Origin of the sequence: Sphingobium sp., from assembly GCA_035196065.1 — a bacterium.
GTDB classification, from domain to species: Bacteria; Pseudomonadota; Alphaproteobacteria; order Sphingomonadales; family Sphingomonadaceae; genus Sphingorhabdus_B; species Sphingorhabdus_B rara.
The window spans coordinates 1,955,833-1,978,057 of record CP136575.1; the positions used below are offsets into that span (position 1 = coordinate 1,955,833).

A 22,225-nucleotide genomic window follows, 5' to 3' on the forward strand; every position below is an offset into this window, starting at 1 on the left:
ACATGTAACATCAACCTGTATTTCTGCTGTCAGGCAAGGCTGACGGCAAGTGCGAAGCAAATGCATTCATAATGATACCTTTGCTAATTGCTAGTGCTAGCAGGCGGCTGCAGCATCGGCAAGTGCATCATCATAATTTCTTGAAATGGCGCAAAAGGCCGGAAAGCCTGAACAGCCCGTTAACCGTTTCCGAAAACGCGATTTTTCGGAAGGGTGTTTAACGACGGTTTTATCATGAATTTTATAACGTGCCCCAATTCTTGCTCGACCGACGCCCGTCTTTTGAGACATATAGGAGTCATGTCGGTTCTATTCTTTTTGGCCGCTGCTATGGTGCCCGGATCTTTACAGGCCGGCCGGATCGAAAATGTCGCTGCTGAAGGCAATGCAGTTACGATCAAATTTGACGATAATGTAGCCGAAGCAAAGCTGTTCTCGCTCACAGGGCCGGAGCGCATAGCCGTTGACATCAGCGGTGCTACTATTGCCGCCGGCGCGCCGATGGCCAGTGAATTCGGATCGATCCGCCAGGCACAATTTTCGCCTGAGACCGCGCGGTTGGTTTTCGATCTAAATGGTCCTGCGGTCGTTTCCGATGCGCGTTTTTCTGCAGATGGCCGCAGCCTGACCATCGCTCTGCGTCCTGCCACCGAAAGCGAGTTTTCAGCAGCGTCGGCCCGGATGCCGCGTCGGATCGCTCCGATTGCGCAATTCCGTTCCGAACCGCCCAAGCGCCGTTATGAGGTTTCGGCCCCGATCGGTAAGGGGAATGCGCGCGGCTTGCCCAAAATCTCGGGTCCTGCCGACTCGCGTTTGCCGCTGGTGGTCGTCGATGCCGGGCATGGCGGCCATGACCCCGGTGCGATCAGCCCGGACAATGGCGCGCGGGAAAAGGATGTCACTTTGGCGATCGCCCGCGCAATCCGCGACGAACTGACCAAATCAGGGCGCGTACGCGTGGCCCTGACCCGGGACGGCGATCGATTTCTTGTGCTGCAGGATCGTTATGGAATTGCGCGGCGCATGAATGCCGACCTGTTCATTTCCATTCATGCCGATGCCGCGGAAAACCGCGAAGCCCGCGGCGGTACAGTGTATACGCTTTCCGAGGTCGCCTCCGACCGGGAAGCGCAGCGTCTTGCTGCACGCGAAAACAAGGCGGATATCATCAACGGTGTCAATCTGGGTGGGCAGGATAATGAGGTCTCGTCGATCTTGATCGACCTGACCCAGCGCGAGACGATGAACGTGTCTGCCGGCTTTGCCAAATTGCTGTTGCGTGAAGCACGTCCCAATATGTTGCTGCGCGGTACTTCGCATCGATTTGCGTCTTTCGTGGTGTTGAAGGCGCCCGATACACCGTCGGTTCTGTTCGAGACCGGCTATATCAGCAATGCAGAAGATGCCGCCTTCCTTGCCTCACGCGATGGCCAGCAAAAGGTTGCCCGTTCGGTGTCGAACGCGATCCAGGCGCATTTTGCGCGGCGCCTTGCGCAAAACTGACAACAGAGTGAATTAGACCTTCGACAAAATCGTCTGCCCGGCTTATCGGGATGCTATGGACGATTCCACAGAACCCGGCCTGACTTTGCGTGATCCGGATATGCCGGACGATGCACTTGGCCTCGGTCTGCCTGCCGCGCCGCCGCCAGCTGCCGCTGCATCGCCCTATCGTGTACTCGCCCGCAAATATCGTCCGCAGAATTTCGCCGAACTGATCGGCCAAGATGCCATGGTGCAGACACTGGGCAATGCGATCAAGCGCGGCCGCCTAGCGCATGCCTTTTTGATGACCGGGGTGCGCGGGGTCGGCAAGACGTCGACCGCCCGCCTGATTGCAAAGGCACTGAACTGCGTCGGATCAGATGGACAGGGCGGGCCGACAATCGATCCTTGCGGTGTCTGCGAACCCTGCCGTGCCATTGCGGAAGGCCGCCATATTGATGTGATCGAAATGGACGCGGCCAGCCATACCGGCGTCGATGACGTCCGCGAAATCATCGAAGCGGTTCGCTATGCGGCGGTATCTGCGCGCTACAAGATATACATCATCGACGAAGTTCACATGCTCTCCAAAAATGCGTTCAACGCGCTTTTGAAGACGCTTGAAGAACCGCCAGCGCACGTCAAATTCCTGTTCGCCACGACAGAGGTGAACAAGGTGCCGATCACCGTATTGTCGCGCTGCCAGCGTTTCGATCTGAAGCGGATCACCGTCGAGCTGCTTGCCAGCCATTTTACCGGAATTTGCGAAAAGGAAGGCGTAACGGCAGAGCCGGAAGCATTGCGCCTGATTGCGCAAGCCGCCGAAGGTTCGGTGCGTGATGGTCTTTCCATTCTCGATCAGGCGATCGCGCATGCTGATTTGGCGGCTGACGATAGTGGTGCCGAAGCGCAGGTCGAGGCCGCGCAGGTCCGCAATATGCTTGGTCTGTCCGATCGGGCCGCGGTGCGGCGACTATTTGCCTTGCTATTGGAGGGTGAGGCGCAGGCCGTTCTTGCGGAGGCGCGCCAGCAATATCAGTTGGGGGTTGAGCCGGCAGCAACGCTTTCTGGCCTGTTGCGCGAAGTTCACTTGGTTACGCTGTGCAAGATTGGCAGCCCGTCGGACCCTACGCTTCCCCAAGAGGCGCGCGCGCAAATCGAGGAATGGGCGTCTGCCTTGTCCTTCCCAAAGCTGCACCGCCTGTGGCAATTGCTGTTAAAGGGGCATGAGGAAGTACGCCATGCAAGCCTGCCGCTAGAAAGTTGCGACATGGCGCTGCTGCGTGTGCTGCATGGCGCGTCGATGCCCGATCCGGGTGAGCTTGCGCGTTTGTTGCAGGAAGGCGCGGGCCATGCCGCTCTTGCGCCGGCACCGGCAACCACGGCCAACATTCACGCCGATAATGGATCAGCGCCTGCATCGCAGATTCCAGCAGATTTTCGCACGCTCGTCGATGCGCTTGATCGGGGCGGGCACCCCAATATAGCAGCAACACTGCATGATGTTGTCAGGATTGTGGATTATGCGCCGCCACGGCTTGCCTATCAATTGGCCGGCCCTGTTCATCAGGGATTTGTTTCCGAACTGAACGATGCTCTTTTCCGTGTCACGGGTGCGCGCTGGGAAACGGCGCAGGAGGCGGGAGACGCTGCGCCCAGTCTTTACGAGCAAGAACAGGCCGAGCGCGCGGCACATGACAGGGCGATCCTTGGATCCCCGCTTGTCATGGCTGCGCTCGCTGCCTTCCCCGATGCGGAAGTGCAGGTCGAAGGCCGCAATATTTTTTCTCCCCATGAAGCAGAAGTCCGGAGCTTGAGAGCATGAAAAGCATCGAAGAAATGATGAAAGCAGCGCAGGAAGCCGCGCAAACCATCCAGAAGCAGATGGAAGAAGCACAGGGCAAGCTGGATACCATCGAGGTTGAAGGCGTGTCGGGTGGCGGCCTCGTCAAGGTGCGCGCAACGGCCAAGGGACGGATCATTGGCATTTCGATCGATGACAGCCTTGTTGTGCCTGCCGACAAGCAGATGATGGAAGACCTTATTGTCGCCGCTTTCAACGATGCGCGCGAGAAGGCGGATCTGGCCGGCAATGCCGAAATGGGCAAAATGACCAGCGGCCTGCCGCTGCCTCCGGGTTTCAAAATGCCTTTTTGAGGCGCTTTTCCCCAGCTTTTCTCCGATTCTGCCGGTTCCGCCGTTGAAAGCGTGAAAAAGGCGCTCATATTCACAACAAATGACCGCGCCGCCTTTCGGCGCGTTCCGGAGTGAATATGACCCTATCTATGCCCCTGTTGCCCCTGCGCGACATTGTTGTCTTTCCGGGGATGGTTGTGCCGCTTTTTGTGGGGCGCGACAAATCGGTCGTGGCTCTCGAAAAGGCGATGGCTGCAGACAAGGAGATTTTCCTTGTCACGCAGTTAGACCCTGCCGAAGACGATCCCGGTTATGATGATCTTTACACCGTCGGCGTGTCGGCCACGGTGATGCAATTGCTGAAATTGCCCGATGGCACAGTTCGTGTGCTGGTTGAGGGCAAGCAGCGTGCAAATCTGTTGCGCCTGCATGAGCGTTCGGCAGATTATGTCGAAGCCGAAATTGAAATGATTGGTAACGACCCGGTTGACGGGCCGGAAGCGACAGCTTTGATGCGTTCGATTGTCGAGCAATTCGAGAATTATTCGAAGCTGAACAAGAAGATACCAGCTGAAACCGCTGTCCAGCTTGCCGAAATTGACGATGCGGCCCAACTGGCCGATGCGGTTTCTGCGAACATCAATCTCAAGGTTTCGGACAAGCAAGCGCTTCTTGTTGAAACCGATCCGCTCAAGCGGCTCGAAATGGCTTTTGCCTTCATGGAAGGCGAGTTGGGCGTATTGCAGGTTGAAAAGAAGATCCGTGGCCGTGTGAAACGGCAGATGGAAAAGTCGCAGCGCGAATATTATCTGAATGAGCAGTTGAAGGCGATCCAGCGTGAGTTGGGCAATGCTGACGAAGACGGTTCGGATGAGTTGACCGAACTGCAGACCAAGATCGACACGCTGAAGCTTTCCAAGGAAGCAAAGACAAAGGCCCAGGCGGAAATCAAGAAGCTGCGTGGAATGGCACCAATGTCTGCAGAGGCAACGGTCGTGCGCAACTATCTGGATGCTTTGCTGAACATTCCTTGGGGCAAGAAATCGAAGCTCAAGCGCGATATAGCCAAGGCGCAGGAAGTTCTGGATGCAGACCATTTCGCTCTCGAAAAGGTCAAAGACCGGATCGTCGAATATCTGGCGGTGCAGGCCCGTACCAATAAGCTGAAGGGTCCGATTCTGTGCCTCGTTGGCCCGCCGGGTGTGGGTAAAACGTCGCTTGGTCAGTCGATTGCCAAGGCAACCGGCCGTGAGTTTATCCGGCAAGCGCTGGGCGGCGTTCGCGACGAAGCGGAAATCCGGGGGCATCGCCGAACCTATATCGGTTCGATGCCGGGCAAGATTGCAAGCAACCTGAAGAAAGCGGGTACGATGAACCCGCTGTTCCTTCTCGACGAGATTGACAAGCTGGGACAGGATTTCCGCGGCGACCCCGCGTCGGCTCTGCTCGAAGTGCTCGACCCGGAACAGAACAGCAAGTTCAACGATCATTATCTGGAGGTCGACCTTGATCTGTCCGACGTGATGTTCGTGACGACGGCAAACAGCATGAATTTGCCGCAGGCATTGCTTGACCGCATGGAGATCATCCGGCTTGAAGGCTATACCGAGGATGAAAAGCTGGAAATCGCCAAGAGGCACCTTTTGCAAAAGCAGGTTGACGCTCATGGGCTGAAGCCGGGCGAGTTTGAGGTAAGCGACGATGCACTGCGTGATCTGATCCGCTTTTATACCCGTGAGGCTGGCGTCCGTACGCTGGAGCGGGAGATTGCGAAGCTGGCACGCAAAGCGCTGCGCCGTATCTTGGAAGGCAAGGACAAGGCTGTGACAATCACGCCCGAAAATCTTGCTGATTTCTCCGGCGTCCGCAAATATCGCCATGGCGTGGGTGAGGAAGAGAACCAGATTGGCGCGGTGACTGGTCTGGCATGGACCGAGGTTGGCGGCGAATTGCTGACGATCGAGGCGGTGACTGTCCCCGGCAAGGGCCAGATCAAGACGACTGGCAAGCTGGGCGAGGTGATGAGCGAATCGATCCAGGCGGCGCTTTCATTCGTGAAGGCGCGTGCGCCCACCTATGGGATCAAGCCATCGATCTTCAACCGTAAGGATGTGCACATTCACTTGCCCGAAGGCGCTGTTCCCAAAGACGGACCATCGGCGGGTATCGGAATGGTCACGGCGATCGTCTCTACGCTGACCGGCAATCCAGTGCATCGCGACGTCGCGATGACCGGTGAGGTGACGTTGCGTGGACGGGTGCTTCCCATTGGCGGTTTGAAAGAGAAGCTGCTGGCGGCGCTGCGTGGCGGTATCAAGACGGTCCTAATCCCGATGGAAAATGAGAAAGACCTCGCGGAAATTCCTGCGAATATCAAAGAAGGTCTGGAAATCATTCCGGTCAGCCATGTTGATGAGGTGCTGGCTCGGGCGCTGACTGAGCCGCTTGCGCCAGTCGAATGGACCGAGGCGGACGAATTGGCGGCATTGCACCCGCCAACCGCTGCGATAGGGCCGATCGCACCGGTAACGCACTGAGCAGTAACGCGATTTTTGAAAGGAGGCGCATGGCTGAAAAGCCCGCGCCTCCTTTTTTACTCGGGCTCGCACATGCCTTCTGCCCATAGCTTTGGTCGGTTCGATTTGTCGGTTCGAAGCACTTATCGACAGAATATGCGTAAAATCGCGAAAATGCGCGGTTTCGTGCCGATTTTTCCTTTGACACGATAGGTGTTATCCTCCTTAGTCGAGGTCCGGACCGGCTGCGATTCAAACGCGGAGCAAGGTTCAGATGTTTTATAATGAGAGGGGGATCCCGAAATATGAATAAGAATGATCTCGTCGGCGCCGTTGCAGATGCAAGCGGTCTCAGCAAAACCGATGCGGGCAAGGCTGTGGAAGCAACCTTTGACGCCATCACCAGCGCCCTGAAAAGTGGCGGTGAAGTTCGCCTTGTCGGTTTCGGCACCTTTGCAGTTGCAAAGCGCAAGGCTTCGACCGGTCGCAACCCGCGCACTGGTGAAGAGATGAAGATCCCGGCTTCGAACCAGCCCAAATTCAAGGCTGGCAAAGCTCTCAAGGATGCCGTGAACTAAGCTTCACGCATTGGCGAAAACAAAAGGCGGGCCCGCAAGGGTTCCGCCTTTTTTTTGTTCGAAAAATTCAGGCTACCCGGGGAAGTTGGAACGCAAAGCTCCGCTGGTGAGCTTCTGTCTCCAGCGGATTGACCACGACCAGCCTAACCCGTTGTCCGGTGTAACGGACTTTGCCGACGCGGATCACACGCTCCGCAGCTTTGCCACGCGATGCGAGCACTTCTTCAATCCGCGAGCGATATTGCCCCATAGTGAGGGCGATTGCATAAGCTGAAAACAGAAATGCTGTGACGAACAGTGAGGCGACGAGCAGCGACATTATATTCTCCGAAATCTCTTATCTGGAACCAATGTTCTATATATGTTCTGTTCTGTCAACAACAAATTTTGTGGTTGTGCAGGCGGGCATGGGTCGATTACGGCCAGTTAAACCAATTCAGAGGGGAAATGGGCTCATGGGTATCGCTAAATTTATGATTGCGGCAGCGGCGGCTGTCGTTGCAACAGCCAGTGCGCAGGCGCAGGAATTACGCCCCGATCAGGCGGAGTTCCGCGAGTTATATGCCGAACTGGTGAACACCAACACCGCATTTTCGAACGGCAATTGCACCATTGCGGCCGAGCAATTGGCCAAGCGCATGTGGGATGCCGGCTATAGCAAGGATGATGCAAGGGTCATCGTCGTTCCCGGCTTTGAACGCGAAGGCAATCTTGTCGCTATTCTGCAGGGAACCTCGAAAACGCTGAAGCCGATGCTGTTGCTGGCACATATCGATGTGGTCGAAGCCAGGCGCGAGGATTGGACACGCGATCCCTTCACGCTGGTGGAAGAAGACGGTTTTTTCTACGCCCGTGGCGTGGCTGATGACAAGGCGCAGGCCGCCATGTGGATCGACAGCCTGATCCGCCTGAAAAAAGAAGGTTACAAGCCAAAGCGCACGATCAAACTTGCGGCGACATGTGGTGAGGAGAGTAATGCTGAGGCGCTGAACGGTGCGGAATGGCTGGCGCGGAACATGCCAGATGCGATTTCGGCCGAGTTTGCCCTGAACGAGGGCGGTGGCGGCCGCGTCGACAAAAATGGCAACCGTCAATTTCTGGCCATGCAGGTTGGTGAAAAGGCCACCCGTACCTTCGACCTTCAAACGACCAATCCGGGCGGCCACAGTTCGGTGCCCCGACCTGACAATGCTATCTACGATCTGGCCGAGGCCGTGGTTGCCATCAAGAATCTCGGTTTCCCGGTTCAACTCAATGCGACCACCCGGGCCTTCCTGCAGCAATATTCGGCCACCGCACCCGCAGCTGCGCAAAAAGCCATCGCTGATCTGCTGGCAGATGAGAGCAATGTTGCAGCGGGTGGCATTTTGTCAGCCGAGCCGGTGATGAATGCCACTTTGCGCACGACCTGCGTCACGACAATGTTGGAGGCCGGCCATGCCGCCAACGCCCTTCCGCAACGCGCGAAGGCGGTGGTCAACTGCCGTATCGTTCCGGGTATGTCGACCGAGGAGACCCAGGCTGCGATCGAAAAGGCCATTGCCAATCCGCGCGTCAAGGTAACGCTTCGCAAGCCGCATCGCCCGATGGCGGTGGCACCGCCACTCGACAAGCGCATCATGGACCCAGCGATGAAGGTGGCAGGCGAAATGTTCCCGGGCGTGCCGCTGATTCCGATCATGGCTACTGGTGCGACCGATGCAACGATGACAGCACTGATCGGCATTCCGACCTATGGCATCCCCGGCATTTTCTATGAAGCCGATGGCGGCGGTGTGCATGGTCTCAATGAACGGATCCGGACGAAATCAGTCTATGACGGCCGCGATTATCTGCACCGGTTGGTGAAGCTTTACGCGGAGAAATGATTGCGTGCCCCGGCAGGCTTGGTTTCAGGCGTGCCGGGTTTTCGCCATTAGCGGAAAGCCAGTTGTTTCCCGCCCAGATGTTAGTGACCTTGGTCGCCGGGCCGATTTTGGCTGTTCCGCAAGCAATATCGGCAGGGCAGTATTGACGTCGATACTTGACCTTTTGGTCGACTCCCGCTAACCGCGCGGCCATTCCACATGGAAGGCGCACATACCGGTGCCTGACGCAGTCTTAGGGCCAGTGTCGGGTTCTTGCCTTTCAGAGGACAAACCGGAAGGAGAAAGACTATGGCGGCACCTGTCGTCACCATGCACCAATTGCTTGAGGCCGGAGCACATTTCGGCCACCAGACCCATCGTTGGAACCCGCGCATGAAGCCGTATATTTTCGGCGCACGCAACGGTGTCCACATTCTTGACCTGTCGCAGACGGTTCCGCTTTTTGCACGTGCGCTCGATTTCGTATCGGCCACAGTTGCTCATGGCGGCAAGGTTCTGTTCGTCGGCACCAAGCGCCAGGCGCAGAGCCCGATTGCAGACGCAGCCCGCGCTTCGGGCCAGCATTTCGTCAACCATCGCTGGTTGGGCGGCATGCTCACCAACTGGAAGACGGTTTCGAACTCGATCAAGAAGCTGAAGACGCTTGAAGAGCAGCTCTCGGGCGATACTTCTGGCTTCACCAAGAAGGAAATCCTTCAGATGACGCGCGAGCGCGACAAGCTGGAGATGAGCCTTGGCGGTATCCGCGATATGGGCGGCGTTCCCGACGTGATGTTCGTGATCGACGCCAACAAGGAAGAGCTGGCGATCAAGGAAGCCAATGTTCTGGGTATCCCAGTCGTTGCAATCCTCGATTCGAACGTTTCGCCCGATGGTATCGCATTCCCCGTTCCCGCTAATGACGATGCGGCGCGTGCGATCCGACTTTACTGCGATGCCATTGCCACTGCGGCAACGCGCGGCAATGTCAGTGCAAAACAGGCTGCTGGTGTTGACCTCGGTGCCGAGGTTGAGCCTGTTGCCGAACCGGCGCTGGCTGAAGCAACTGAAGAAGCTTCGCCGGAAGCCTAATTCCATTGCGTCTCACCCCTGCGAAAGCGGGGGTGCATGGCCCGGTTAGTTCAAATCTACTGGCTGGCCATCAAGGGATAAATTAGTCGCCGGGCTGTGTAACCGCACCCGGCGCAATCACATTCGAAAGGACACAAAATGTCTGCAGTAACAGCCTCTGCCGTCAAGGAACTGCGTGAGCGTTCAGGCGCCGGCATGATGGATGCCAAAAAGGCTCTCGAAGAAACCAACGGCGATATGGAAGCCGCAGTCGATCTGCTGCGCGCCAAGGGCCTTGCCACCGCTGCCAAGAAATCGAGCCGCACTGCGGCCGAAGGTCTTGTCGGCGTAGCCGTCGACGGTACCAAGGGCACCGCGGTCGAAGTCAACAGCCAGACCGACTTTGTTGCCAAGAACGAACAGTTCCAGGATTTCGTCCGCAAGGTTACTTCGGTTGCGCTGGGCCTTGGTGCCAATGACGCCGAAACCATCCTCGCCGCAGCCTATCCCGAGGGTGGCAGCGTTCAGGAAGTTCTGACCAACAACATCGCCACCATCGGTGAAAACCAGGTAATCCGCCGTGCAAAGACCGTTTCGGTTTCGCAGGGCCGCGTGGTTTCCTATGTTCACAATGCAGCAACGCCCGGCATGGGTGCAATCGGCGTTCTCGTCGCGCTTGAAAGCAATGCCGACACAGCGACGCTCGACGGCCTTGGCAAGCAGATTGCAATGCACATTGCCGCTGCCTTCCCGCTGTCGCTCGACGAAAGCGGCCTTGATGCCGACACGCTGAAGCGCGAAGCTGCGATCGCCCGTGAAAAGGCAGCTGAGAGCGGCAAGCCTGCCGACATCGTTGAAAAGATGGTCGAAGGCGCGATGAAGAAGTTCGCGAAAGAAAACGCGCTTCTGTCACAGCTGTTCGTGATCGACAACAAGACTCCCATCGCCGACGTTATCGCGCAGGCGGCAAAGGGTGCCGGTGCCGACATCAAGCTGGTCGACTATGTCCGCTTCCAGCTTGGCGAGGGCATTGAAAAGGAAGTGTCTGACTTTGCTGCCGAAGTGGCAGCTGCGGTCGGCGCATAAAATTCGGGCTATCCCTGCTTTCGCAGGGATAAGCTCTTGGCGATATGGCGCTCCGCTCCTATAGCTGGGCGCCATAATTGCATCTGAAACTGCTTTGATGCACCAGCATGCCGGTGTTCAGCGCAAAGCCACATGCTGCGAACGGGATGAGGGATCATATGACCAAAGCCGGCTATCGCCGTGTTCTGCTGAAGCTCTCGGGCGAAGTGTTGATGGGGGATCAGCCATTCGGTATCGACCCTGATACCGTCGCCCGCGTTGCCGCCGAAGTGAAGGCTGCAAAGGACACGGGCCTTGAAATCTGCCTTGTCATCGGTGGCGGCAACATCTTTCGTGGCATGGCGGGGGCGGCCAAGGGCATGGACCGGGCGCAGGCCGACTATATGGGCATGCTCGCCACCGTGATGAATGCACTGGCGATGCAGAATGCGCTGGAACAGCTTGGCGTGCAGACACGCGTCCAATCGGCAATCGAAATGGATAAGGTATGCGAACCTGTGATCCGCCGCCGTGCTGAAAGGCATCTGGAAAAGGGTCGGGTCGTCATTTTTGCTGCCGGCGTCGGTGCGCCTTATTTCACAACCGATAGCGGCGCGGCACTACGCGCAGCAGAAATGAAATGCGACGCGTTGCTGAAAGGCACTTCGGTCGATGGTGTTTATGACGCTGATCCGAAAAAAGTTGCCACTGCAAAACGTTATCAAACATTATCTTATGATCGGGTATTGTCGGACAATCTGAAGGTAATGGATGCCAGCGCAGTGGCCTTGTGCCGCGATAACAGCATTCCGATCCTCGTATTTTCGATCCGCGAAAGCGGCAATATTTTGAAGGTGCTCGACGGAAGCGGCACCTATACCGTTGTATCAAGTGAAGGGAATTGAACCATGCCGCAATATGACAAGGCCGATGTCGAACGCCGCATGAAAGGTGCACTCGAATCGCTGAAAGGCGATCTTTCGGGCCTGCGCACCGGTCGCGCGAATGTGACGTTGCTCGATCCTGTGGTGGTTGAGGTTTATGGCGCGAATATGCCGTTGAACCAGGTGGCAACTGTCAGCGCGCCCGAACCGCGGATGCTCTCCGTGCAGATATGGGATCGTTCGAATGTGACGCCGGTTGAAAAGGCGATTCGTTCGGCCGGGCTGGGCCTCAACCCTATCACCGATGGCCAGACCATCCGTCTCCCTATTCCTGATCTGACCGCTGAACGCCGCAAGGAACTTGCAAAGCTTGCCGGCCAATATGCAGAAAAGGCGAAAATCGCCGTTCGCAACGTGCGCCGCGACGCCAATGACGCGCTGAAGACTGACGAGAACAAGAAGGAAATCAGCGAAGACGATCGCAAGCGCCTCGAAACCGAGGTGCAAAAGATGACCGACGATCAAATAAAGGCCATCGATGAGGCAACCGCTGCCAAGGAAAAGGAAATCCTGAGCCAGTGATCGGTTTCCGGTCCTCAAAGGCGAGGGCCGTTAAGGCCGCCGATCCCCAAACCAGCGGGGGCGGTGCTCATGGCGCGCGCCATGTTGCCATCATCATGGACGGAAATGGCCGCTGGGCGAAGAAAAAGCATCTTCCCCGTGCACTGGGCCACAAAAAGGGTGTAGAGACCGTCCGTGATATCGTGCGTCATGCGGCAACTACAGGCCTTGAGGCGCTGTCGCTTTACGCCTTTTCCAGCGAGAATTGGAAGCGGCCGGAGGACGAGATCAATGATCTGATGGGGCTGCTGCGCGGCTTTATCAAATCGGACATTGATGAATTCGCGGCCAATGATGTGCGGCTGAAAATCATTGGCAATTACAAAGCGCTGGCGCCCGACATTGTCGACATGATCGATGATGCACTGGCGCGCACCGCGCACAATCGGCGCACCACTCTTGCGGTGGCACTGAATTATGGCGCGCAGGATGAACTTGTCCGCGCGGCGCAGGCTGCTGCGGCAGAAGGCGTAATCAGCGCAGAGGCAATCGAACGGCATCTCGATACCGCGGATCTGCCGCCGCTTGATTTGCTGATCCGCACATCAGGCGAGCAGCGGCTATCCAATTTCATGCTCTGGCAGGCGGCCTATGCGGAACTGTGGTTTACCGGTACGCTTTGGCCGGATTTCTCTACAGCCGAATTTGATGCCGCGATTGCCGAGTTCGCACAGCGCGAAAGGCGTTTTGGCGGGCGATGATCGACGAGGTTAAACCGCGTTCCGACCTTGGGGTCCGCACACTTTCGGGTGTCGTGATGATGGGTGTGGCAGCGCTTGCGATCTGGATAGGGGGATGGGCTTTTCGCCTGTTCATCCTTCTTGTTGCTGTTGGGCTTTTGCGCGAATGGTTGCGCCTTGCCTGGAAGCTGCGCTCCGATATTGCAGGCCGCCTGGTCTGGGCATTTGGCGGGGTGCTCTATATTGGTCTTGCGACCGCAATCCTCGCCTTTTTGCGGGAGACGAGTGAACTTTACATGGTGTTGACCATCATCGGCGTCGTCATTGCAACGGATACTGGCGCCTATTTTGCGGGTCGCGCGATCGGCGGACCGAAAATTGCACCGAGGATCAGCCCGTCAAAGACTTGGGCAGGCCTTGCCGGCGGCATGGCAGCGTCGGCCGGGCTGATTACAGGTGTCGGCAGCTATGTCGAAAGCTTCGCGCTGTGGCAGCCCCTGCTTGGTGCGGCGCTCGCGATGATCGCTCAGGCAGGCGATTTTTTCGAAAGCTGGATGAAACGTAGGGCAGGCGTCAAAGATTCGGGCAGTCTGATACCGGGGCATGGCGGCTTGTTTGATCGGGCAGACGGTCTTTTGGCGGTTCTTTTCGCGGTCGCGTTAATCCTCGGCTTTGTGCATTTCGACCTTTTGTGGACTTCACTGGCGTGACGCGTTCGCTTTCCATTTTCGGCGCGACCGGTTCGGTCGGTCTTTCGACGCTTGATCTGGTGCGCCAGCATCGTGACAAATATCGCATTGTCGCACTGACGGCCAATGGCAACGCCGCCGATCTCGCCAAGCTTGCGCGTGAATTTGATGCTGAAATTGCGGTGGTCGCCGATGAAACGGCCTATGCCGCATTGGTTGAGGCCTTGGCGGGCAGTTCCACCAAGGCAGCAGCCGGCCCTGCCGCTCTCGTCGAAGCGGCGCAAATGGGCGCTGATTGGACGATGGCGGCGATTGTCGGCTGCGCAGGCTTGCCGCCCACCATGGCCGCGATCGAGGCCGGCAAGACGGTTGCTCTCGCCAATAAGGAAGCCCTGGTTTCTGCGGGCGATCTGATGATGGCCGCGGTCGAACGGTCGGGTGCAACTTTGCTCCCGGTCGATTCAGAGCATAACGCAATCTTCCAATGCCTTGCTGGCGGCCATATCGATCAGGTGCGAAAGATCACGCTGACCGCAAGTGGCGGTCCGTTCCGCACCTTCAGTCTGGACCAGATGCGTGCCGTCACGCCGGCCCAAGCCGTTGCCCACCCCAATTGGGATATGGGTGCGAAGATTAGCGTAGATAGCGCCACGATGATGAACAAAGGCCTCGAATTGATCGAGGCCCACCACCTGTTCCCGGTTGGCCTCGACCGGCTCGATATTGTCGTTCATCCGCAATCGGTCATCCATTCGATGGTGGAATATGTTGACCGATCGACGCTGGCGCAGCTTGGATCGCCGGACATGCGCATCCCGATTGCGAGCACGCTTGCCTGGCCGGCGCGGATAGAGACAAATAGCGAGCCGCTTGATCTGGCGCGCATTTCAAAACTCGAATTTGAAGTGCCTGATCTTGTGCGTTTCCCGGCCTTGCAGCTGGCGCGAACCTCCGCCGAACAAGGCGGGGCGGCCCCCGCCATTCTGAATGCCGCCAATGAAGTGGCTGTCGCGGCTTTCCTCAATGGCCAAATCGGTTTTCTCGACATTGCCAATGTGGTTTCGTCGACGCTCGACGGCTATTCGCCGAACGCCCCCCATTCGCTCGAACATTTGTTCAGCATTGATGCAGCAGCCCGCAGCTATGCGAAAAGCCTGATGGAAAAATTACCACATGCAGCTTGAATCGCCGAGCCTTCTCGTCACCATTTTCGCATTCATGATCCTGCTGGGAACGCTCGTCGTGGTCCATGAACTGGGCCATTATTGGGTGGGCCGCTGGTTCGGCGTGAAGGCAGATAAATTCTCGATCGGTTTTGGCCCGCAACTGTGGGGCCGCGTTGACAAGCGTGGCACGCTCTGGCGGATCGGCGCGCTGCCCCTTGGCGGATATGTGCAATTTGCAGGCGACATGAACCCGGCGAGCCAGCCCGACGCTCAATGGGCCGAATTGCCGCAGTCAGAACGCGACCAGACATTCCAGTCAAAGGCGCTGTGGAAGCGTGCACTGATCGTTTTTGCCGGGCCTGCGGTCAATTTCATTCTGGCGATCCTGATCTTGGCAGGCTTTGTCTATGTTTATGGTCAGGCCGTGAACCCGCCGGTGGTTGAATCTGTTGCTGAAGGAAGCGCCGCCGAGAAGATCGGCCTGCAACCGGGGGACCGTATTCTAGCTGTGAACGGCGTTGCCGTTGATAACTTCCCCGAACTGGCAACCGAAATTTCGGTCCATCCGGGTGAGACAATTCCGCTGCGAATTGAACGTGATGGTGCCGCCCGTACCGAACTGGCTGAAATCGGGACGCTGCGAGAAGTCGACCGTTTCGGCAATGAATATCGACGCGGCGTGCTTGGTTTGCCGATACCGCCGCCGGTGATCCGTGAAGTCAGCTTGATCGAGGCACCGTTTATCGCAACTCGAGAAACCGCCAACATCGTGCGTTTGACCGTAAAGACGCTTGGTCAGATCATCTCCGGCCGGCGGCCGATTACCGAACTGGGCGGCCCGTTAAAGATCGCAAAGGTATCGGGTGAACAGTTTGTTTTGGGGCTCAGCGCCTTTTTGTGGCTGACTGCGATGATATCAATTAACTTGGGGTTCATCAATCTGTTGCCAATCCCGATGCTCGACGGTGGTCACCTGCTGCTTTATGCCATTGAAGGCATAAGGCGGCGTCCCACGACTCCCGTCGTCCAGGAATGGGCTTTCCGCGCGGGTTTTGCTGTGCTGGTCAGTTTTATGCTGGTGGTCACGTTCAATGATCTCGCCTCATTCGGCCTGTTCGGCAAATGAGGCGTGGATAGAATATACAGATTGCTTGATTGCGAGCGGCGCTTGGGGCAATGCCCCAGAATATTTACCGTATGCGGGGCCAGAGGGAAGGTCGTCTTTCTATGAATAAATCTACGGTTACCGGCGCCAGGATGACTGCGTCGATCCTGGCGATCATGGTGGCAATGCCGATCTCCGTCGCATCAGCGCAGACCTCTGCGCCTGCACCTGCGCCCGCGGCACAGAATGAAACCATCCGTTCGATCAACATCGTCGGTACTCAGCGGCTCGAGGCGGATACAGTCCGGTCGTATATCCGTTTGCGCACCGGTCAGGTGTGGACGCAGGCGGCCGGCGACCAAGCGCTGAAAGATCTATACGCGACGGAATTGTTCGCTGACGTGAGTGTTCGCAACAGTGGCGGCGACGTGACGATCGAGGTGCGCGAAAATCCGGTAATCAACCGCATCATTCTTGAAGGCAATAAGCGGATCAAGAATGACAAGATCGAGCCCGAGATCAAGCTGGCACCGCGCCAGATCTATTCCCGGTCGAAAGTGCGCGCTGACGTTGCCCGCATTGTCGAACTGTACAAGCGGCAGGGCCGCTTTGCCGCACAGGTCGAACCGAAACTGGTCCAATTGGATCAGAACCGCGTCGATATCGTGTTTGAAATCACCGAAGGGCCGAAGTCGAAGGTTCGCCAGATCAACATCATCGGCAACGATCAGTTTTCCGATAATGATCTGCGCGGCGAAATGGTCACCAAGCAAGCGCGGCTGACGAGCATTTTTAGCTCGGGCACCAGCTATGATCCTGATCGCCTTGCCTTTGACCAGCAGAAATTGCGCCAATTCTATCTGACGCAGGGTTATGCCGATTTCCGTGTTGTTTCGGCTGTCGCGGAACTGACGCCTGACAAGCGGGACTTCATCATTACTTATGTGGTGGAGGAAGGGCAGCGTTACAAATTTGGTGACGTCAAGGTCGACAGCAAGATCCGCGATTTCAACTCGGACGCGCTGACGAAGAACCTGCGGATCAAAAAGGGCAGCTGGTATAACGCCAAAGAGGTGGAAGATACCGTTGAGGGGCTGACCGAGAGCGCTGGCCTGTTCGGCTATGCTTTTGCCGATGTGAGCCCGAATTTCCAGCGCGACAAGGACGCGCTGACGATGAGCATCACCTTTGAGATCGCGGAAGCGGAACGTGTGTTTGTCGAGCGGATCGACATCAACGGCAACACCGTGACGCAGGACAAGGTGATCCGCCGCGAATTCCGCCTTAACGAAGGCGACGCGTTCAACAGTATCCAGGTGAAGCGCACAACCGACCGCATCAAGTCGCTTGGCTATTTCCAGGAAGACCTTGAGGTTGAGCAGGAGCAGGGCAGCGGCCCGGATCGCATCGTGCTGACCACCAATGTCGAGGAAAAGGCCACCGGCGAATTGTCGCTTTCGGCTGGTTTCTCGTCGATCGAGAATTTCATCTTCCAAGGTGCGATCACGCAGCGCAACTTCCGCGGGAAGGGGCAGGAGCTGCGCGCGAACGTATCCTATTCCAGCTATTCAAAGTCCGTCGAACTGGGCTTCACCGAGCCTTATCTTTTCGATCGCTCAATCGCGCTGTCGGGCGATATCTTCCGCCGCGACCTGTCTAGCTTCAACTTCTTCAACAATGATCGCAACACGACTTACAAACAGGCGACGACCGGTTTCCAGATCCGCACGGGTGTGCCGGTTACCGAATATCTGTTCTTCCAGGCGCGTTATGGCATCAACTATGATGATATCTCGCTCGACCGGAACCTGTTCTTCAGCGATCCGGATGGCACCGGGCCATTGCCGCTCACCTGCGATCCTATTCTTGCAGGCCGCTTCTTGTGCGATGCCATCGGTAATCGCCTGACTTCTTCAATCGGCTACACGCTGGTCTATGATACCCGCGACAGCCGTTTGCGCCCGACGCGCGGTCACAGCGTTAGCCTGAGCCAGGATTTTGCCGGCCTTGGCGGCGATGTGAAATATATTCGGTCGCGTCTGTCGGCGAATAAATATTGGCGCGTGACCGACGGCGGCTTCATCTTCTCGATTTCGGGTGAGGGTGGATATATCCATCCGCTGGAAAATCGGGGATCTGCCGTGCAGGGCATTGATGATGTTCGTCTGACCGACCGTTTCTATCTGGGTGAACCCCAGATCAGAGGCTTTGACATTCGCGGCGTCGGTCCGCGGGTGCAGCGTATTTTCTTTGATGGCGCGATTGAGAATGGCGTCGCTGCGAACGTGCCGCGTTTGCAACGCAACCAGATCCAGGATGATTCCATTGGCGGCAGGGTTTATTATCTCGCCCGCGCTGAACTGGAAATCCCGCTGGGCAGCGGGGCCAAGGAACTGGGCTTGAGGCCATCGCTCTTCGTTGATGCCGGCGCGGTGTTCGATGTGACCCGTCCGCTGCTGCAATCGGTGCAGCGGCGCACTCAGGCGACTCTAACCGACCCCGGTCAGCCGCTTTACTATTTTGTAGATGCTACCGGCACGACGCCGGTGCTTCGCGAGTCGACGGACCGGCTCAACGCGGATGGTTCAGCCCGCTTGCCGGCGCTGCAATTTGAAGAACGCTTTTTCGGTGACAGCTGGAAGCCGCGCGTTTCGGTTGGTGTTGGCGTGAACTGGAATTCTCCCTTCGGTCCGTTCAGGATCGATCTCGCCAAGGCTCTCGTAAAGGAGCCGGGTGATGACACCAAGCTATTCACATTCAATGTAGGAACCCAATTCTAATGAACTTCAAATCAAAAAAGGTCGCCCTGTTGCTGGCTTTGTCGTCGGCTGCCACTCCTTTTGCTGCCAATGCCCAGGTTGCCGGTATCGGCGTTACTGAGCCCGTTGCTGTGATTACCAGTGCCAAGGCGTTGCAGCAGGGTTACAAGCAGATCGAGACGACCTTTGCATCGAACCTCGACCTGATCGACGCCCGCACGGCCGAATCCCAGCAGTTGCAGCAGCAGCTTGCAGTGCAGTTTGATGCCAATAAGGATAATCAGCTTTCGCCCGAAGAGCAGCAGAAGATGCAGGCTTCGAACAGCCCGTTGATCGCGCAGATCAATGCAAAGCAGGAAGAAATCGCAAAGCTGGTCCAGCCGATCCGCGCTGCGCAGATTTTTGTCGTCGATTCTGTCGATAAAAGCTATTTGCAGGCGCTGAAAGATGTTGTTGCCGCGAACAAGATCAATGTTGTTCTGGCGCCTGACGCGGTGCTGTGGGCCCCTGACGCGATCAATATCACGTCAAAAGTAACGCAACGTCTGGATGTGCTTGTTCCTGCGGTCTCGATTACGCCACCCGAAGAATATTCGGTCTCGCGCCGGGTGATGGCTTTGTATGAATCGGTGACACAGGTGCTGCAGGCCCGCGCGATGCGTGCAATGCAGCAGGCCCAAGCTCAGCAGGCTGCACAGCCTCAGGCACCCGCTGGAACGGCTGCGCCCGCACCTGCGCCGCAGGCCCCGCAGCCCGAGAGCCGCTAATCCAATATGGCCGGGTTCGAAAATTACGACGTCCGCCGGGTGATGGCGGTGCTGCCGCACCGCTATCCGATGCTTTTGGTGGACAGGGTAGAGCGGCTGGAAAAGGATGAACGCATCGTCGCGGTTAAGGCTGTGACGATGAATGAAGGCTTTTTTCAGGGGCATTTCCCCGGTCGTCCGATCATGCCTGGTGTGATGATCGTTGAGGCACTGGCACAAGCCGCCGGCGTGCTGGCGATGGAAAGCTTTGACCTCGCTGGTTCAGGAAAGCTGGTCTATTTCATGGCGATTGACAACGCCAAGTTCCGTGCGCCCGTTGAACCAGGCTGTCTGCTGCACCTTCATGTTGAATTCACTCAGAAGCGCCCGCGTGTCTGCAAATTTGCTGGTAAAGCAATGATCGGTGATCAGGTGGCTGCAGAAGCGGAATTCATGGCGATGATTGCCGATCCGCCTGCCTGATCAATAGGTTTTTCAGAAAACTTGCAATATCCGGCGACCGCCGTTAAGGGCGGCGCTTTCCATATCCTGGTCCGGTCGGAAACCGGGCCGCAACGGAGCCAAAGACATGAAAAGCGATATCCATCCCGACTATCACATGATCAAGGTGCAGATGACTGACGGCACCGTGTTCGAAACCCGCTCCACCTGGGGCAAGGAAGGCGACACGCTGCAACTTGACATCGATCCGACGTCGCACCCGGCATGGACCGGCGGCAACCAGCGCCTTTTGGACGCAGGTGGTCGCGTCGCTCAGTTCAACAAGCGTTTTGGCGGCCTTACGCTCAAGAAATAAGCTTGATTGCTACACTTTCGAACGGTGCCGGGTTGACGCCCGGCCTCGTTCCTACCTAAGGACGCGTCTGCCTTTCTTCAGGCGCTATGGCGACCGTAGCTCAGTTGGTTAGAGCGCTGGTTTGTGGTACCAGAGGTCGCGGGTTCGGATCCCGTCGGTCGCCCCATCATTCCCATTTTTAAGCTGACAAAGGCGCTGCGTAACTTTATTGCGCCGCCTTGTAATTTGACGCGACTCGCGAAGGAAAGCGACATGCCAGCGCTTTGGGACCTCCCCGATTTCGATGCCCATGAATCGGTGCATCTGTTCGATGACCTGAAAACGGGGCTCCGCGCCGTTATTGCAATCCATTCGACCCATTTGGGCCCCGCTGCCGGCGGAACCCGTTTCTGGCATTATGCAGACACGCAACTGGCTTTGACCGATGCGCTGCGTCTGTCGCGCGGTATGAGCTATAAGAACGCCATGGCAGGTTTGGCTGCTGGCGGCGGCAAGGCTGTGATTCTTGCCAATCCTGCCAAAACCAAGGCGCAGGACATGCTTGATGCCTTTGCCCGCGCAGTCGATTCGCTGGGTGGCCGCTATATCACTGCGCAGGATGTCGGCATGTCAGAGGCGGACATGGTCGCGCTGTCCGCCAATACCCGCCATGTTGCGGGGCTTCCGGGGCAGGGTGGCGATCCCGGCCCTTATACTGCGCGTGGTGTTTATCTGGGCATCAAGGCGGCGGCAAAACGTGCCTTTGGAAGTGACGATGTCACCGGGCTGCACATTGCGATTCAGGGTGTTGGAAGCGTCGGTGGCGGCGCCGCTCGCTATCTTGCAGTTGATGGCGCGAAATTGACGCTGGCAGATGTTGATACGGCACGTGCGGTGGCTCTTGCTGATGAGCTGGGCGCGCAAACCGTCGCCAGCGATACCGTGATGGCGGTCGAGGCCGATATACTCAGCCCGTGCGCGCTTGGCGCGATCCTGACTGAGGCAAGCGTTTCAGCGCTTCGTGTGAAGGCGGTCGCTGGTGGTGCAAATAATCAGTTGGCAACGATTGCTCAGGGCCGCCAGCTTGCCGAACGCGGAATTGTCTACGCGCCCGATTATGTGATCAACGCGGGCGGCATCATCAATGTGCTGCGGAATATTGACGGCGCAGACGATACCGCGATCAACGCCCGGATTGATAGCATTCCGGGGCGTCTGCATCAGATCTGGGACGAGAGCGAAGCCACTGGTGCCACGCCCGCTGAGGTGGCGGACCGGATTGCACAAAGACTTATCGGTCGTTGAGTCAAATCAATTGGCGACGGGTGCGGGCAATGCTAGAGGCTCACTCCGAGACATAAACATGCACCGCTTCGCAAATCCTGCTCGCTTTCTCGGCATCGCCAAGCCCCTGACTCCCCTGCTTTTGTGGGCGGGACTGGTGCTTGCTATTGGTGCCTGCGCCTGGGGTTTGACTATGGTTCCTGCCGAACGGCTTCAGGGGCATAGCGTCAAGATCATATTCGTCCATGTGCCTGCCGCCTGGCTCGGCATGGCGGGCTGGACGGGAATTGCCATTGCCAGCATCATTCAGCTTGTCTGGCGTCATCCGCTGGCAGGGGTTTCCGCGCGGGCCATCGCCGTGCCGGGTGCCATGTTCGCTGCGCTTTGCCTGATTACCGGTTCGATCTGGGGACGACCGACATGGGGCGTCTGGTGGGTATGGGATGGCCGATTGACGTCGATGCTCGTCCTCTTTTTCCTCTATCTCGGCTATATCGCGCTTGCCAATGCATCGAGCGAAAAAGGCAGTGTCAGCCGCACGGCTGCCGTTTTCGGGATCATCGGTGCCGTTAACATCCCGATCATCAACCGCTCGGTGGTCTGGTGGGAAAGCCAGCACCAAAAAGCGAGCATCACGCTTTCCGGTTCGACCATCGATGCCACCTATCTTTGGCCGCTGTTCGCCAGCGCGCTGGGCTTTTCACTATTGTTCGGTGCAATAACGTTGATGCGGATGCGCGCACAATTGGCCGAAATCCGGATCGAGGCGCGGATGCGCCGTCTGGCGGAGGATTGAT

The 22,225-nt window shown here is 57.3% G+C and carries 21 protein-coding genes and 1 tRNA gene; 21 read left to right on the forward strand and 1 reads right to left on the reverse strand.

The annotated features are described in order from the left end of the window. Positions 1-330 precede the first annotated feature (330 nt). The 5 genes from RSE16_09385 (at position 331) to RSE16_09405 (ending at position 6,715) form a co-directional block, all read left to right on the forward strand. Positions 331-1,503 (forward strand): N-acetylmuramoyl-L-alanine amidase, encoded by a 1,173-nt coding sequence (locus tag RSE16_09385; protein ID WRH77335.1) that lies wholly within the window; start codon positions 331-333, stop codon positions 1,501-1,503. A gap of 55 nt (positions 1,504-1,558) precedes the next feature. Further along, positions 1,559-3,310 carry a DNA polymerase III subunit gamma/tau gene (locus tag RSE16_09390; GenBank protein ID WRH74929.1) on the forward strand — a complete coding sequence of 584 codons (1,752 nt, stop codon included), beginning with the start codon at positions 1,559-1,561 and terminating at the stop codon, positions 3,308-3,310. Continuing rightward, positions 3,307-3,642: a YbaB/EbfC family nucleoid-associated protein gene (locus RSE16_09395; GenBank protein WRH74930.1), complete on the forward strand. Its 336-nt coding sequence runs from the start codon at positions 3,307-3,309 to the stop codon at positions 3,640-3,642. Before RSE16_09390 ends, RSE16_09395 begins: the two co-directional genes overlap by 4 nt. Before the next feature lie 116 nt (positions 3,643-3,758). Next, positions 3,759-6,158 (forward strand): endopeptidase La, encoded by a 2,400-nt coding sequence (gene lon, locus RSE16_09400; GenBank protein ID WRH74931.1) that lies wholly within the window; start codon positions 3,759-3,761, stop codon positions 6,156-6,158. A gap of 284 nt (positions 6,159-6,442) precedes the next feature. Next, positions 6,443-6,715, forward strand: a complete 273-nt coding sequence (locus tag RSE16_09405) for an HU family DNA-binding protein (protein ID WRH74932.1) — start codon at positions 6,443-6,445, stop codon at positions 6,713-6,715. A 67-nt stretch (positions 6,716-6,782) separates the two neighbouring features. Here the strand turns inward: RSE16_09405 and RSE16_09410 are convergent, their stop codons facing one another. Continuing rightward, on the reverse strand, positions 6,783-7,034 hold the full coding sequence (locus tag RSE16_09410) for a hypothetical protein (GenBank protein WRH74933.1): 252 nt from the start codon (positions 7,032-7,034) through the stop codon (positions 6,783-6,785). 136 nt (positions 7,035-7,170) lie between these two features. Here RSE16_09410 and RSE16_09415 point away from each other — a divergent pair, with 136 nt between their 5' ends. The 16 genes from RSE16_09415 to ccmC all read left to right on the forward strand — a co-directional run bounded on the left by RSE16_09415 (position 7,171) and on the right by ccmC (position 22,224). Next, on the forward strand, positions 7,171-8,583 hold the full coding sequence (locus tag RSE16_09415) for a M20/M25/M40 family metallo-hydrolase (GenBank protein WRH74934.1): 1,413 nt from the start codon (positions 7,171-7,173) through the stop codon (positions 8,581-8,583). A gap of 288 nt (positions 8,584-8,871) precedes the next feature. Then, entirely contained in the window at positions 8,872-9,654 is a 783-nt protein-coding gene (gene rpsB, locus RSE16_09420; protein WRH74935.1) for a 30S ribosomal protein S2, read from the forward strand. Positions 9,655-9,792: 138 nt separating this feature from the next. Continuing rightward, complete coding sequence (tsf, locus tag RSE16_09425) at positions 9,793-10,719, forward strand: translation elongation factor Ts (GenBank protein WRH74936.1); 927 nt, start codon at positions 9,793-9,795, stop codon at positions 10,717-10,719. Positions 10,720-10,877: 158 nt separating this feature from the next. Further along, positions 10,878-11,603, forward strand: a complete 726-nt coding sequence (gene pyrH / locus RSE16_09430) for a UMP kinase (protein WRH74937.1) — start codon at positions 10,878-10,880, stop codon at positions 11,601-11,603. Between the two features lie 3 nt (positions 11,604-11,606). Then, the gene (frr, locus tag RSE16_09435) at positions 11,607-12,164 is read left to right on the forward strand and encodes a ribosome recycling factor (GenBank protein WRH74938.1); all 558 of its coding nucleotides are present in this window, start codon (positions 11,607-11,609) and stop codon (positions 12,162-12,164) included. Between the two features lie 89 nt (positions 12,165-12,253). Further along, positions 12,254-12,904, forward strand: coding sequence for a polyprenyl diphosphate synthase (uppS, locus tag RSE16_09440; GenBank protein ID WRH77336.1), 651 nt, complete (start codon positions 12,254-12,256; stop codon positions 12,902-12,904). Next, a complete protein-coding gene (locus tag RSE16_09445) occupies positions 12,901-13,593 on the forward strand; it encodes a phosphatidate cytidylyltransferase (GenBank protein ID WRH74939.1) in 693 nt (230 codons plus the stop codon). The genes uppS and RSE16_09445 overlap by 4 nt, the downstream gene beginning before the upstream one ends. After that, entirely contained in the window at positions 13,590-14,756 is a 1,167-nt protein-coding gene (locus RSE16_09450) for a 1-deoxy-D-xylulose-5-phosphate reductoisomerase (GenBank protein WRH74940.1), read from the forward strand. Before RSE16_09445 ends, RSE16_09450 begins: the two co-directional genes overlap by 4 nt. Continuing rightward, positions 14,746-15,864: an RIP metalloprotease RseP gene (gene rseP / locus RSE16_09455; GenBank protein ID WRH74941.1), complete on the forward strand. Its 1,119-nt coding sequence runs from the start codon at positions 14,746-14,748 to the stop codon at positions 15,862-15,864. The genes RSE16_09450 and rseP overlap by 11 nt, the downstream gene beginning before the upstream one ends. 101 nt (positions 15,865-15,965) lie before the next feature. Then, on the forward strand, positions 15,966-18,623 hold the full coding sequence (bamA, locus tag RSE16_09460) for an outer membrane protein assembly factor BamA (protein ID WRH74942.1): 2,658 nt from the start codon (positions 15,966-15,968) through the stop codon (positions 18,621-18,623). Beyond that, positions 18,623-19,369, forward strand: coding sequence for an OmpH family outer membrane protein (locus RSE16_09465; GenBank protein ID WRH74943.1), 747 nt, complete (start codon positions 18,623-18,625; stop codon positions 19,367-19,369). The genes bamA and RSE16_09465 overlap by 1 nt, the downstream gene beginning before the upstream one ends. 6 nt (positions 19,370-19,375) lie before the next feature. Further along, on the forward strand, positions 19,376-19,831 hold the full coding sequence (fabZ, locus tag RSE16_09470) for a 3-hydroxyacyl-ACP dehydratase FabZ (protein WRH74944.1): 456 nt from the start codon (positions 19,376-19,378) through the stop codon (positions 19,829-19,831). A gap of 106 nt (positions 19,832-19,937) precedes the next feature. Beyond that, a complete protein-coding gene (gene rpmE, locus RSE16_09475; protein WRH74945.1) occupies positions 19,938-20,165 on the forward strand; it encodes a 50S ribosomal protein L31 in 228 nt (75 codons plus the stop codon). Between the two features lie 89 nt (positions 20,166-20,254). Then, positions 20,255-20,331, forward strand: a tRNA-His gene (locus tag RSE16_09480). A gap of 86 nt (positions 20,332-20,417) precedes the next feature. Then, on the forward strand, positions 20,418-21,449 hold the full coding sequence (locus RSE16_09485) for a Glu/Leu/Phe/Val dehydrogenase dimerization domain-containing protein (GenBank protein ID WRH74946.1): 1,032 nt from the start codon (positions 20,418-20,420) through the stop codon (positions 21,447-21,449). A 58-nt stretch (positions 21,450-21,507) separates the two neighbouring features. After that, positions 21,508-22,224 carry a heme ABC transporter permease CcmC gene (gene ccmC / locus RSE16_09490; protein ID WRH74947.1) on the forward strand — a complete coding sequence of 239 codons (717 nt, stop codon included), beginning with the start codon at positions 21,508-21,510 and terminating at the stop codon, positions 22,222-22,224. Position 22,225 lies beyond the last annotated feature (1 nt).